This window comes from Planotetraspora thailandica, from assembly GCF_016863335.1.
Classification (GTDB): domain Bacteria; phylum Actinomycetota; class Actinomycetes; order Streptosporangiales; family Streptosporangiaceae; genus Planotetraspora; species Planotetraspora thailandica.
This window is the reverse complement of the sequence record NZ_BOOR01000043.1, coordinates 91,023-104,469: the sequence shown is the minus strand read 5'-3', so window position 1 is coordinate 104,469 and position 13,447 is coordinate 91,023. Positions and strand designations below refer to the sequence as shown.

Here is a 13,447-nt window from a genome sequence, read left to right as displayed (position 1 = left end):
TCCACGAGTGCCTCAGGCAACGCCGTGCCGGTGGTGCGGATTCCCACCCGGATCGATCTCGCCACCACTAGGATGCACGAGTTAGGTTAGGCTTACCTATGGAGGATGCGTGCGGCTGTACCTCACGGCCCTCAATCCGACTGACTCGGTGACCGACGGCTTCCTGCCCGCCGCCGCCGCGCTCGGCTGGGACGTCACCGTGCTGACGGACCGGCCGGACGCCTACCCGGGGCACGAGGCGATCGAGACGGATGTGCGCGACGCCCGCGCGGTGATCGACGCCATCGCCGGCCATCACCGCCCCGACGTCGTGTTCTCCAATTCCGACCATCTCCAGACAGAGACGGCGCTGGCCGCCGCCTACTTCGACCTGCCCGCCAAAGACTGGCGCGCGTGCGCGACCGCCAAGAACAAGTCGCTGACGCGCCGCCGCCTCGCCGCCGTCGAGACCGTCAGGTCGGTACGGCTGCCGCCCGGGGCCGAGCCCCCGCCCGGCCTGCCGTACCCGGCCGTGGTGAAACCGGCGATGGGCGTGGCCAGCGAAGACGTCGTGTTCGTGACGGACGGGCACGAGCTGGCCGTGGCGGTGGCCGGGATCAGGAAGCGGCGGCCGAGCGACGTGCTGGTCGTCGAGGAGTTCCTGGACGGGCCTCTGCACACCCTCGAGACGCTGGGGGACGGCAGGGCGCTGCGCGTGCTCGGCGGCTTCCGCACGACGCTGGGCCCGCTGCCGCATTTCATCGAGGAACGCCTCGACTGGGCGTCGCCCGGCGAAAGCCCCGACGAATACTCCGTGCACGTGACCGCCGCGCTGGACGCCGTGGGAATCGGATTCGGGGCCTGCCACACGGAATACGTCGTCACGAGCGACGGCCCCCGCATCGTCGAGATCAACTACCGGGTGATCGGCGACAACTGCGACCTCCTGATGGCCGACATCCTGGACGTTCCCCTGTTCGAGTGGATCCTGCGCATGCACGCGGGCGAACCCCTGGACACGCTCGGAGGGCCTGCCGGGCAGGAGCGGTTCGGGGCGGCGGTCAGCCTCGTCGCCGATCGGCCCGGCGTCGTCGTCTCCGCGCCCCCGGAGTCGTCGGACACCACCGGCGACGGCGTGCGCATCTGGCACAAACCGCTGCGCGCGGCCGGCGACCGGGTCGAGATCACCCATACGAACCGCGACTACCTCGGCGTCGTCCGTGCGGTCGGCCCCGACCGGGCCCGCGTGGACGCCGCCGTCGACGACTTCCGCGCGCGCGAACCGTGGGTCGTCGCGTGACCGAGGCGTCCGGCGACGAGGCATACCTGGCGGCCCGGGTGCTCGACGCGCTGCTCCGCGAGGACTACGGCCGGATCGCCTCCCGGCTCACCAGCGGCAAGGACGGCGTCGCCGTGGTCCTCGCCTCCGGCAGGAGGGTGCGGCTCGCGCCGGGCTCCCCCTTCCAGGACTTCTCCGTAGCCGACCGCCGCACCGCATCCTCCAACGGAAGGTTGCGGCTGGCCGAGGTCCTGGACACGCTCGCGGAGATCTGCGATCCCGCCGACGCGGACGGGGTCGACGCCTTCGCCCGGGAGTGCCGAGAGGCCCTGGCGGCGCTGTGGCTGCACGACCGGCACCGGGCCGAGGTGGCGGCCCGGTTGCTCGGCCGGGAGCGTTCGCTCGTCTTCTACGAGACGCTGGCGGCGGGCGTGGACCATCCCGTCTATCCGACGTCCCGCTGCCGCCTCGGCCTGTCGGACAGCGACCTGCTGGCCCACGCGCCCGAGTTCGCCCCCGCATTCGACCTGGCCTGGGCGGCGGTGCCCCGCGACAGGGTCACGGCGTCCGCGCCGCCGCCGGACTGGTGGCCGGAGACCGGCGACATAGGGCTGTCGGAGCTGGCGGGCACACACCGGACGCTGCCGGTCCACCCGCTGAGCGTGCCCGTGGTCGTCGGCGTTCCGGACGTGGTCATGGGGCGCAAGCCGTACCTCACCGTACGGCCGACCCTGTCCATGCGCACGGTCGAGGTCGCCGACGGCACCCACCTCAAGCTGCCGCTCGCGACCAGCACGCTTGGGCTGCGCAACCGCCGCTCGATCAAGCCGGACACGCTCAGGGACGGCGCGCTGGCCGAGTCGCTCCTTCGGCGGGTGCTCACGCGTGAGCCTGTGTCGTCCAGCCCCGGGGCGCGCGTCCTGCTCGCCGGCGAACAGGCCTACGGCCATGCCGGGCACGAATACCTCGGCTGGATGATCCGCGACCTGCCGGAGGGCGAGATCGTGCCCCTCGCCGCGCTGCTCGCACCATGGCCCCCGCAGGAACCAGGGCCCGCGGCGGAAACGAGCCCGCGGCAGGCCGCCCGGCTGGTGCTGGACGACCTCGCCCGCCGCTTCTACGGGGGCGACCGCCTGGCCCTGCTGCGCGACCACCTCACGACGTTGCTGACGTGGAACGTGGGCCTGTTCGTGCGGTACGGCATCGCGTTGGAGGCCCACCAGCAGAACCTGTCGCTGGTGTTCGGAGACGGGCCCATGCGGCTGCTCGTGAAGGACAACGACGGACTGCTCATTTCACCGAGCGTGTTGCGCCGGGCCGGGCTGGACGTGCCGGCCTTCGCCGACCGGCGCATGCTCACCGACGACCCGCACGCGCTGGCCGACGTCTTCGTGACCATCACGCTTCACCTGGCCGCGGCGGCGATCGCCTTCCCCGCCCTCGGCCCGGAGGCGGCGTCCGCGTTGCTCAGGGAAGAGCTGGAAGCCGCCCTGGAGCCCTACGGCGACGACCCGATGGCCCGGCTCCTGCGGTCCAGGACCCTCGACTCGGCCCGGCTGGTCGGCAAGTCGATGGTGGTCGCGGGAACCCTCGTCGACAAGAGCCGGACCGGAGCGCGTGACGTCAACAAGTTCTACGGCGTCACCGGCCCCAACTACCTCCGCCTTTCCCCGTGATCAGCCCCCCCTTTCCCCGTGATCATGCAGAAGTTCGCCGGCGTCCCGCCTGACCTGCGCATCCTCCGATCGTGATCATGCAGAAGTTCGCCCGCACCCTCTCCGACCTGCCCGCCAGTCAATCGTGATCATGCAAAGGGGCACATCAACCCATGGACGGCCTCCTGCTCGACCCGCATCTCGCCATGGCCGAAGAGGCCACGCTCGGCGCCCTGCTGCGGTGTTGCGCCCGGGAATTGTGCGGGCCACGCGGCCGGCTCACCACGGCCGGGCCGTACACGCTGCTGCGCGTCGCGGGCACCACGATCCGGGTCCGCGCCGCGGGTGGGATCGCGCTGCGCTTCGAGGGGCCGGCCGAGTGGCTGGATGACGACACGTGGCGGCCTCTGACCTCGGAGCTGCTCGTCGAGCTGGCGGCGGCGGAGCTCAAGGACGTCGAGCAGGACGAGGACACCGCGCCCCACCCGCGCGAGCCGTACGACGGCAACGACGAGTTCGCCGCGCAGGTGGCCGCGAGCCGTGACGCCGTGGCGGCGCTCCTCACCGCCCGCGCGCGGGCCACGCCGCCCCGCGACCCGTGGCTGGCCTCCGAGCACGCGCTCGTGAGCGGGCACCCGTTCCATCCGTCGCCCAAGGCGCACACCGGGCCGGCGCTGACCCTCCACGCACCCGAGGCACACGCGCGGTTCCCCCTGCGCCTGCTCGCCGTACGCGCCGACCTCGTGTCCACGCACGGCGACGCGACGGCGCTCGACGCACTCGGCGCCGCGCCGCCCGGTTACACGCTCCTGCCCGCGCACCCGTGGCAGGCCGACCTGCTCGCAGCCGAGCTGCGCGAACCGCTCGCCGACGGGCGGCTGATCGACCTCGGGTACACACACCCGGTGACGCCCACGTCGTCGGTGCGCACGGTCTACGAACCCGTCACCGGCAACTGCCTCAAGCTCAGCCTGGACGTGCGCATCACCAACTGCGTGCGCAAGAACGCGTGGTACGAGCTGGCCGGAGCGGTCGAGCTGACGCGCCGGTTGCGGCCCGTATTCGACCGTCTGGCCATGCGGTTCCCGGGGACGGGATGGCTGCCCGAGCCCGGCTCCCGCTCGGCGGCGCTCGGCACCCGCCTGCTGGAGGCGCTGGGGGTCATCGTCCGCGAAGGACCCTGGCAGGTGTGCGGCCCAGGGGTGACGCCGCTGCTCGCGGGCGCGCTCGCCGTCCCCGGGAGCGACGGGGTGCCGCAAGCCGTGCGCACGCACCGCCAGGAGGACCCGCTCGGCTGGTGGAAGGCGTACGTGGAGCGGGTGGCCCCGCCGGTGCTGGAGGCGTATTTCGCGCACGGGGTCGTGCTGGAACCCCACGTGCAGAACGTGCTCGTCGGCGTCGACAGCACGGGCCTGCCCGTCGAGGTGATGTTCCGCGACCTGGAGGGCACCAAGCTCGTCGCCGGCCGCCACGACCTGTCGGGCCTGCCCGCACGTGTCGGCGAGGCGATGACATACGAGGCCGGGCGCGGCTGGAACCGGGTCGTCTACTGCCTGATGGTCAACCACCTCGCCGAGGTCGCCGCGACCCTCGCGGAGACCGGCGCGCCCCTGCCCGACCTGTGGGCGGCGGCCCGGAAGGCGCTGGAGGAACACGCCGAGCGGTACGGCAGGCCGGAGCCGCTCGGCCGCCTGCTGGACGGCGCTCCCCTGCCCGCCAAGGCCAACCTCGCGGTGCGGTGGGCGCGTGCGGCCGACCGGGCGGCCGGATATGTCAGCGTGGCCAGCCCGTTCACGCGCCCCTGATGTAGTGGAAGCCCGGCTTGGGGTGCATCAGAAAGTCGTGGTGGGAGATGTTCCACGCGTACGCCCCGGCCATCGCGAACTCGACGACGTCCCCCACCTCCAGGCGCACCGGCACCCCGCGGGCGAGCACGTCCTTCGGAGTGCAGAGCTGGCCGACGATGGTGATCGGCTCGCCGGGCTCCCCGCCGGCGAGCGGCTGGTCGTGGCCTTTCGTGGCCGGCGTCCTCAGATGGTGGGTGCCGCCCGCGACGACCGCGAACAGCTCGCCGTGCACCCGCTTGACGTCGATGACCTGGGTCACGTACCTGCCGCAGTACACAGTCAGCGACCGGCCCGGCTCCACCCGCAACACCTCTCCTGGACGGCGCAGGCCCGCCAGGCCCTTGCCGTACGCGTGCCAGTCGAAGATCTCCTCCGGGTCGGCGTACGAGACCGCCATGCCGCCGCCGAGGTTGACCTCCGTGAAGCCGAGGCGGCGTGCGAAATCGAGCACGTCCGCGGCGAGCTCCAGCAACCGGGGCGCGTCGAGCCCGCTGGCCAGGTGGGCGTGCAGCCCGCGCAGCCGCACCGCGTCCTGCCGTTCGAGCAGGTCCATGCACTCGGCGATGTCCGCGGGGTCCATGCCGAACGGCGTCGCACCGCCGCCCATGACCAGGGACGCCCCACCGATCGGAAGGTCGAGATTGGCGCGCAGCAGCACGTCGGCGGGCCGTCCGGACGCGAGCAGGCGGCGCAGTTCGGACGGGCTTTCGACGTGCAGCCGGGTCACGTCGGCGAACAACTCCGCGTCGGTCTTGCCGGGCCCGCCGAGCGCCACCGGTGCGTCCGGGAACAGCTCGCGCACGTGCGCGAGCTCGCCCCCGGAGGAGACCTCGAAGCCGTCCACGTACGGTGCGAGCACCCGCAGCAGCTCCGGGTCGGGGTTGGCCTTGACCGCGTAGTAGAGCTCGACGCCGTCCAGCGCCTCCCGCACGGTCGCCACGTGGGCGTCCAGCCCGGCCAGGTCGTACACGTAGGCGGGCAGCTCGGTGCTCCAGGCGGCGTGCCCGTACGGCGTGCTCACGTCAGCGTCTCCGATCACGTAGGCGGTCTTCTCCCTCAGAGCAGAACTCTCCACCGTCGAGGGACGTGTCTCCACCCGGCGCCTGCACGGGGGCTGCCGCCCTCGATCGCATTCTGTTACGTTCCGTCGCGGCCCGGCCACCACCCGTAGGATCAAACACAAGGGAGACCGAGAGGATGGCGACGACATGGCGCTCACCAGGCCCACCCGGCATCGCCGCGACGACCACGCCCCCGCTGTACAGCAGGCGGACATCGAGCCTGAAACGCCCGAAGAGGACATCGAGCCGGGAACGCCTGAAGAGGACATCGATGAGACCGGCACGATCGTGCGGTTCGCTCAGGAACTCAACGACGCCGGTTACACGGCGGAGATCTCCGGAAGCCGGGTCGTCGTGAGCCCGAAGATCAACCGCAGGCAGTCGAACACGACGTTCAATCTGCTGAATCAGATTTTCGATGTCGCGCGGGCGAACGGGTGGATCATTCATTCGAACTGGGGCGTACACATTCCTCCGTATCCGGACATGCGACTCCCGGATCTCATGGTCGCGCCCAGAGACGCGGAGCAATACGACGACATGCACATCTACGGCCACAGCGCTCTGCTGGTCGCCGAAGTGTGCTCAGGTGGCACACGTGCGGTCGACTGGGATGAGAAACCCCTCGAATATGCCCGCGCCGGGGTGCCGCTCCTTCTCATCGTCGACCCGCTGACGGCACCGGAGACGGTCACTTTGATGAGTGAACCGTTGAAGGACCTCGCGGTGAATGACATGCGAGAGCCGTACCAGCGGGTCGTCACGGTCGCGGTGGGCCGGCCCCTGAGCCTGCCCGAGCCGTTCACGATGGATCTCGACACGAACGCGCTCTTCGAGTGACGTCGCAAGGCCCGGTCCGGAAGGCCGGGCCTTGCTCACTCGGCTGAGGGGATGCGTTCGATCACGGCCTTGAGGCCGTCGGCTCCGAGCAGGTCCACGGGGCGCACGGTCTCGTTCGACCGGACGTAGTGGAAGGCCGCTCCGACCTTCTCCACCGGCACACCCGCCAGCTCGGCCCAGGCGAGGCGGTAGGCGGCCAGCTGCACCGAGGCGTTCTCCCCCGCCCTGCCGCGCAGCCGTTCGCCGGTCTTCCAGTCGACGACCACGTACCCGTCGCCTTCCCGGAAGACCGCGTCCATCCGCCCCCGCAGCAGACGGTCGGCGATCACGGTCTCGAACGGCACCTCCAGGTCGAGCGGCTCCCGCCCCGCCCATTCGCTCTCCTCGAACCGCTCCTGCAGTTCGGACAGCTCGACCTCGGCCTCCGACGGCTCGTCGGAGGCTCCCGGCAGGTCGAAGTCGTCGAGCAGCCGCTGCTGGCCCCAGCGCGTCTCCAGCCAGCGATGGAACGCGGTGCCCCGCCGGGCCAGCGGCGCGGGTTTGCGGGGCACCGGCCGCCGCACCTGCCGCGCGAAGGCCGCGGGGTCGGAGGCGAGCGTGACCAGCGACGACACCGTCAGGCGCGCGGGCAGCTCCACGGATCCTCCGGCCCGCCACCGGTTCGCCTCACGCTCGCGAAGCAGCAGGTCGGTGTCGCGCGCCCAGGCCCGCAGGCGTTCGCGGTCGCGCTCGCGCAGCTCGGCCCCGCCCACAGGCGTGACGTCCGTACGGCTTTCGCCGCGGAGTTGGGCGACCAGTGCCTCCTCCACGAGGAGGGCGCCGTCGAGCACGGCGTCCCGCACGGAGACGACCGGCCAATCCTTTCGCGCCGACTCGGCGAGCAGGGGATTCTCCCCGCCGGCGTCCTCGTCCCACCCGACGACGTGCGCGCCTGCCTCCCGGATCTCCCTGAGGAAGTCGGACGGCTCCAGCGGCTTCGACGAGGTGCCCCACCGGTAGCCGGAGGCGATCAGCAGGTAGTGCGCCCGGGTGACTGCGACGTAGGCGAGGCGCCGCTCCTCCAGCAGGTCGCGGTCTCTGCACCGCTCGTCGAAGTCGGCCAGCGCGTCCTTGTCCAGGCCCGCGAGAACCGGCAGATCCGACTTGTCACCACGCAGGGGGTAGGGCAGCTTGCGCGGGTTCTCGGTCCACCGCGAGTTGGTCACCGGCGTGGCGGGAAAGACGCTGCCCCGGGCGAGCCCGCCCTTCTGCGTGGTGAGCTGCGACAGGCCGGGCACGACGACGACCGGCCACTCCAGGCCCTTCGACGCGTGCACGGTCATGAGCTTGACGCTGTTGGTGTCGCCGACCCGCCCGGCCTCCAGACCGAACTCCTCGGTCTCCGCCGCCTTCAGATAGGCGAGGAAGGCCCCCAGTGTGGGGTCTTCCGAGTCGCCCGCGAATCTGGCCGCCGCGTCCTGGAAGGCGTCCAGGTCGGCGCGGGCCGCCAGCGGGCTCCCGCCCCGCGCGGCCACCTCGATGTCGAGCCCGAGTCTGCGCTCGACCTCCCCGATGAGGTCGGGCAGCGGTTGTCCCGCGTGCGATCGCAGCAGGCGCAGTTCGAGCGCCAGCGCGGGCATCCGCACACGGGCCGGAGGCGAGAACGCCTCCAGCCACCCGTCGCGGTCGGGCAGCTCGTCGAGCGCGTCGATCAGGCTGCCGCGCTCTTCCGCCATGTCGGCGACGACCTGGTCGAGCGGGTCGTCCGGGCGCGGCCCGCCGTGGAACTCGTGGTTGAGCTCGCGGGCGAGGTCTCCGAGCACCTTCAGGTCGGCGGCGCCGATCCGCCAGCGCGGCCCGGCGAGCAGCCGTACGAGGGCGTCCCCGGCCGTGGGGTCGTACAGCACGCGCAGGGTCGCGACGATGTCGGCGACCTCCGGCACGGTGAGCAGGCCGCCCAGGCCTACCACCTCGACCGGGATGCCCAGCGCCTCCAGCTCCTTGCGAAGCACGGGGAACTGCGAGCGCTTGCGAGCGAGGACCGCGACGTCCTGCGGGCGTACGGCACCGCCCCACCGCGGACGCTCACCCTCGCCCCAGGGCAGGCCGTCAGGCGCGGAATCGGCCTTGAGCACGTCGGCCACCTGCTGCGCGACCCATCTGGCCTCGTCTTCGGCGGTCCGGTGGAAGGCGCACATCACGCGGCCCCGCCCCGCCCTGTTCACGCCGGGCACGAGCACGGGCACGTCCCCCGCCTCCTGCCGGAGCGGTCCCTGCAGGGCGGCCGCGACGTTGAGCACCCGCTCACCGTTCCTGAAGCTGACCGACAACCGGCGCACACGCGCGGGATCGCCCGCCGTGGTCGGGAAGTCCGAAGGGAATCTCGACAGGTTGCCCGCCGAGGCTCCCCGCCAGCCGTAGATCGACTGGCACGGGTCGCCCACGGCCGTCACCGGGTGGCCGCCACCGAACAACGCGCGCAGCAAGACGAGTTGCGCGTGGCTGGTGTCCTGGTATTCGTCGAGCAGCACGACGGAGAACCGGCCGCGCTCCGACACCCCCACCTCGGGGTGCCGCGACGCGATCCGCGCGGCTAGCGCCATCTGGTCGCCGTAGTCGATGACCTCCCTGGCGCGCTTGAATCGTTCGTAGGCCTCGGCCAGAGGCAGCAGCTGCTCCCTGACGGCCTGGACCTTGACCGGGCGTTGCTGAGCCTGGGTCGTCCTGCCCGGAAGGGCGGCGAGCCGTTCCCTGAGCCAGTCGCCGACCTCGCGCACCTCGGCGGGGCCGCGCAGATGCTCGGCCATCTCCCCGGCCAGTTCGAGCACGGCGGCGGTGACGCTCGGCGGGCCGAGGTCCACCTTGTCCATCGGGCCGTCGTACTGTCCGACGACCCGGGCGGCCATCTGCCAGGCGACGGCGGGCGTGACCAGCCTCATGGTCGGCTCCAGCCCCTCACGCAGGGCGTGGTCGGTGACGAGGCGGGCGGCGTAGGCGTGATAGGTCGAGATCGTCGGTTCCGCGTCGAGCGCCTCCCGCTCGACCAGCCCGGCGGCGGCCAGGCCTTCCAGCCGCTTGCGCACACGCTCGGCCAGCTCGGCCGCGGCCTTCCTCGTGAAGGTGAGTCCCAGGATCTGCTCGGGGCGTGCGAGCCCGTTGGCCACCAGCCAGACGACCCGCCCCGCCATGGTCTCGCTCTTGCCCGACCCCGCGCCTGCGACGACCACCGCCGGTTCCAGGGGCGCGTCGATGACGGCCGCCTGCTCGGGCGTGGGCGGGAGGATGCCGAGCTTTCCGGCGAGTTCCGCGGGGCTCAGCATCTGAACATCGTACGGACATCGCACTCCTGCGCTGCCCGTACGGCCGACACGTCAGTCTTGTGTCTGCTCAGCACACCTGTCCCCCGTTGTCGTTGACCGGGCAGACGAGCTTGGCCGCGCAGGTGCGGCACCCGTCGTTGACCGTGGCCACGAACACCTTCTCGGCCATGCCCTTGGCGACCGTGTCGACCAGGTCCCTGGCCCAGCCGGGGTCGGAATCGTCGGCCAGCGCCCGCTGCACCTGCTCCTTGGCCTCGGACGACGCGCCCGCCGCCTTGCCGACCTGCACGAGCGAGGCGCCTCCCGGCTCGGCCAGCCCGTGCCGCTTGAACGCCCCGAGCGCCGTGGCCAGCTGGTACACCCCCAGCTGGGGATGCCGGTCGAGCTCGTCCTCCTTCGGCTTGGACCCTCCGGTCTTGATGTCGATGATCACGGCGCGGCCGTCGCCGTCGCGCTCCACCCGGTCGACGCGGCCCTTGATCTGCACGCCCTCGGAGACCACCGCGGTGAACGACTCCTCCTGCGCCACGAGGTCGCGTTCGTTGTTCTCGTGCCACCGCACGAACCGCTCGATCATCTGCTCGGCGACCTTGCGCTGCTTGCGGTTGAACCACACCCCGCCGAAGTCGAACTCGTCCCACACGTCGTCGAGCCGCCCCATCAGGTCGGCGCCGTCCTCGGCCGCCAGCACGGCTATGGCGTGGATGACCGAGCCGAGGCTTTGCGCGACCCCGGAGCCTCCGGTCCCGACCGCCGTCTCCAGCACCCAGCGCAGCCCGCACTTGGTGAAGCTCTCCACCGCCGACGGCGAGATGCGGACGATGTCGTCCGGCCAGCCGAGCGGCCGGTCGTCGGACAACGTCGTCAGGGCGTACCAGTCGTGCGGGCTCGCGCCGGGCACTCCGGCACGGGCCAGCCTGGCGAGATGCCCGGCGGCCTCACGGCGCATGTGCTCGGATCGCGACGTGTCGCACACCGCCGCTCGCAGGTCGGCGACCAGCGCGGACATGTTCAGCCAGCGCGCCCGGTCGTCGACGGTGGCCGCCTCGATCCCGCCGGGCAGCAGCTCGTTGAGGAACCGGGAGGGCCGCTCGTCGGTGTCCTCGCCTCCCACGGCGGTGACGATCAGCTTGCGCCGGGCCCGGGTGACCGCGACGTAGAAGAGCCGCCGCTCCTCGGCAAGCAGCTTGGACACCAGCGACGCCGCGGCCGCCTGTGTGCCGTCCAGAGCGATGCCCGCCGACAGCTCGACGAGCTCCTCCGCGCCGAGCAGCGACCCGCGCAGGCGCAGGTCGGGCCAGACGCCCTCCTGGACGCCTGCGACCACCACCACGTCCCACTCCAGCCCCTTGGACCGGTGGGCGGTCAGGATCCGTACGGCGTCGCCCTCGGGAGCCTGCTCGGCGAGGGTGTCACCGGCGATCTCCTGCGAGGTGAGGTCGTCGAGGAACACCGCCACGCCGGCCTTGGGCAGCCGGTCGGTGAAGCGGGCCGCGTGGTCGAACAACGCGACGACGCCGTCGAGGTCGCGATCGGCCTGCGCCCCTCGCGAGCCTCCGCCGAGGCTGGTCTCCGTCCACCGGTCGGCCAGGCCGCTCGCCTGCCAGATGTCCCACAGCGCCTCCTCCGCTCCGCGGCCGTGCCGTACGGCTTCGCGTGCGATCTTCAGCAGGCGGGCGACTCGCTCGGCCGGAGCGGCGACGTGCGGCTCGACGTTGACCAGCTCGCGGGCGTCGCCGATCGCGGCGACGAGCATCTCGTCGGACGACCGGGCAGGCAGCGGCAGCATCGCCTGTCCGTCGTCGGCCTCCCGCTTCTCGACGGCCTCGCGCTCGGCGACGCGCAGGGCACGCCGGAGGCGGCGGACCCCGATCATGTCGGTGCCGCCGAGGGCGCCGGTCAGCAACTCCTCGGCCGTCGGCACGTCGAGGGACGACGGCTGCACGGCAACCTTCAACAACGTGATCAGCGGCCGCACGCCCGGCTCCTGGACCAGCGGCAACTCGTCACCGGCCACGACCACGGGCACGCCGGCCGCGATGAGCGCCCGGCGCAGCGGCGGGAGCTGCCGGGTGGCGCTGCGGACGAGGACCGCCATCCGCGACCAGGGCACGCCGTCGAGCAGGTGGGCCCTGCGCAGCGCGTCGGCCACCACGGCGGCCTCCTGAGTGTCGCTGTCGGCCAGCAACACGCTGACCTCGCCGGACTCCGCATCGTCGAGCGGCACCAGCCCGCGATGCCCGCCGGCGGGCAGGCGGGAGGCGACCCGGCGGGACGCCTCCAGAAGCTCGGGGCCGCTTCTGCGGCAGACGCCGAGCGCGACCACCGGGGCCTCCTCGCCACCGGTCGTCTTGAATCTCTCCGGGAACCGCATGATGGCCTGCACGTCCGCGCCGCGGAAGCCGTAGATGGACTGGTCGGGGTCGCCGACCGCGATCAGGTCCCTGCCGTCCCCGGCGAGCTGCTGGAGCAGGAACTCCTGGGCCGGGTCGGTGTCCTGGTACTCGTCCACGAGCACCAGGTCGTAGGCCTCGCGCTCACGGTCCCTCACTTCGCCGAGGGTCAGCAGGCCGGCGGCCTCGCGGATCAGTTCGGCGTAGTCGAGCGAAGGCACCGGGTCGAGGTCGAACCTGTCCTGGTAGCGGTGGGAGAACCACCCGGCCGCCTCCCAGTCCGCCCTGCCGTGCATACGGCCGAGCTCGACCAGCGCGTCGCCGTCCAGGCCGCGCTCGGCTGCCCGGGACAGGAAGTCGCGCAACTCCTCGGCGAACCCACGGGTCTTGAGCAGTTCCCGCATGCGGTCCGGCCAGCGCTCCGCCCCGTCCTCCAGCTCGCCGTGCAGAAGCCTGCGGATCTCCAGCAGCTGCTCGGGGCCGGTCAGCAGGCGGGGCGGCGGATCGCCGGCGAGCACGGCCTCGCGGCGCAGCAGCGCGTAGGCGTAGCTGTGGAATGTCAGGGCGAGAGGAGTCCTGGTGGTCCTGCGCATGCGCCCGGTGATGCGCTCACGCAGCTCACCGGCGGCCTTACGGCTGAAGGTGAGGACGAGCACCCGTTCGGGGTCGAGGCCCCTGCGCTCGATCCTGTCGACGACGGTTTCGACGATTGTCGTGGTCTTGCCGGTGCCGGGTCCCGCCAACACGAGCAGTGGACCGCTGCCGTGCTCGACGACGGCCCTCTGGTTCTCGTCCAGGACGGGAGCCGGACGGCTCACCCCGTCTCGGCGGACCAAACGGTAAGTCTGAGCACTCACAACTCAGAATTCCACCAGAACACCGGGGTAGATCGTGCAGTGTTTCATTTGCGCTCGCTCCGCTCGCGCGGGCTCGGGCGCTTAAAGGCCGATCCTTCCCTCGTCACGTCCTCGCTCGTTCCTCGCTGCGGGCGTTCCTCAGTCCAGTCACGGCCGCGCCCTCGCGAACACGTGTGGCCCAGAAACGAGGGAAGACTTGCCGCTTCTGTGTGAGTCTCACCACTGCGAGGGGCGCGG

At 71.9% G+C, this 13,447-nt stretch carries 7 protein-coding genes; 4 read left to right on the top strand and 3 right to left on the bottom strand.

Going from position 1 to position 13,447, the window contains the following annotated elements:
• The first annotated feature begins 109 nt into the window (after positions 1–109).
• From Pth03_RS26765 to Pth03_RS26755, 3 genes are all read left to right on the top strand, one after another.
• Entirely contained in the window at positions 110–1,279 is a 1,170-nt protein-coding gene (locus tag Pth03_RS26765; RefSeq protein ID WP_203947152.1) for an ATP-grasp domain-containing protein, read from the top strand.
• Positions 1,276–2,934: an IucA/IucC family protein gene (locus Pth03_RS26760; RefSeq protein ID WP_203947151.1), complete on the top strand. Its 1,659-nt coding sequence runs from the start codon at positions 1,276–1,278 to the stop codon at positions 2,932–2,934. The genes Pth03_RS26765 and Pth03_RS26760 overlap by 4 nt, the downstream gene beginning before the upstream one ends.
• Before the next feature lie 152 nt (positions 2,935–3,086).
• A complete protein-coding gene (locus Pth03_RS26755; RefSeq protein WP_203947150.1) occupies positions 3,087–4,718 on the top strand; it encodes an IucA/IucC family protein in 1,632 nt (543 codons plus the stop codon).
• On the opposite strand, the gene Pth03_RS26750 is transcribed toward Pth03_RS26755, so the two are convergent.
• Positions 4,705–5,799, bottom strand: coding sequence for an alanine racemase (locus Pth03_RS26750; RefSeq protein WP_239119387.1), 1,095 nt, complete (start codon positions 5,797–5,799; stop codon positions 4,705–4,707). The genes Pth03_RS26755 and Pth03_RS26750 overlap by 14 nt on opposite strands.
• 169 nt (positions 5,800–5,968) lie before the next feature.
• Between Pth03_RS26750 and Pth03_RS26745 the strand changes: the two genes are divergently transcribed.
• Entirely contained in the window at positions 5,969–6,661 is a 693-nt protein-coding gene (locus Pth03_RS26745) for a Uma2 family endonuclease (protein WP_203947149.1), read from the top strand.
• Positions 6,662–6,696: 35 nt separating this feature from the next.
• Here the strand turns inward: Pth03_RS26745 and Pth03_RS26740 are convergent, their stop codons facing one another.
• Together Pth03_RS26740 and Pth03_RS26735 are read right to left on the bottom strand one after the other, a co-directional pair.
• On the bottom strand, positions 6,697–9,960 hold the full coding sequence (locus Pth03_RS26740; protein WP_203947148.1) for an ATP-dependent helicase: 3,264 nt from the start codon (positions 9,958–9,960) through the stop codon (positions 6,697–6,699).
• Between the two features lie 67 nt (positions 9,961–10,027).
• Positions 10,028–13,210: an ATP-dependent helicase gene (locus Pth03_RS26735; protein ID WP_203947147.1), complete on the bottom strand. Its 3,183-nt coding sequence runs from the start codon at positions 13,208–13,210 to the stop codon at positions 10,028–10,030.
• Positions 13,211–13,447: the final 237 nt, after the last annotated feature.

What these genes read in the sequence shown, in the direction of transcription:
- Pth03_RS26755 (WP_203947150.1), top strand. Translation starts at nt 3,087, where the DNA reads ATGGACGGCCTCCTGCTCGACCCGCATCTCGCCATGGCCGAAGAGGCC.
- Pth03_RS26745 (WP_203947149.1), top strand. Translation starts at nt 5,969, where the DNA reads ATGGCGCTCACCAGGCCCACCCGGCATCGCCGCGACGACCACGCCCCC.
- Pth03_RS26740 (WP_203947148.1), bottom strand. Translation starts at nt 9,960, where the DNA reads ATGCTGAGCCCCGCGGAACTCGCCGGAAAGCTCGGCATCCTCCCGCCC.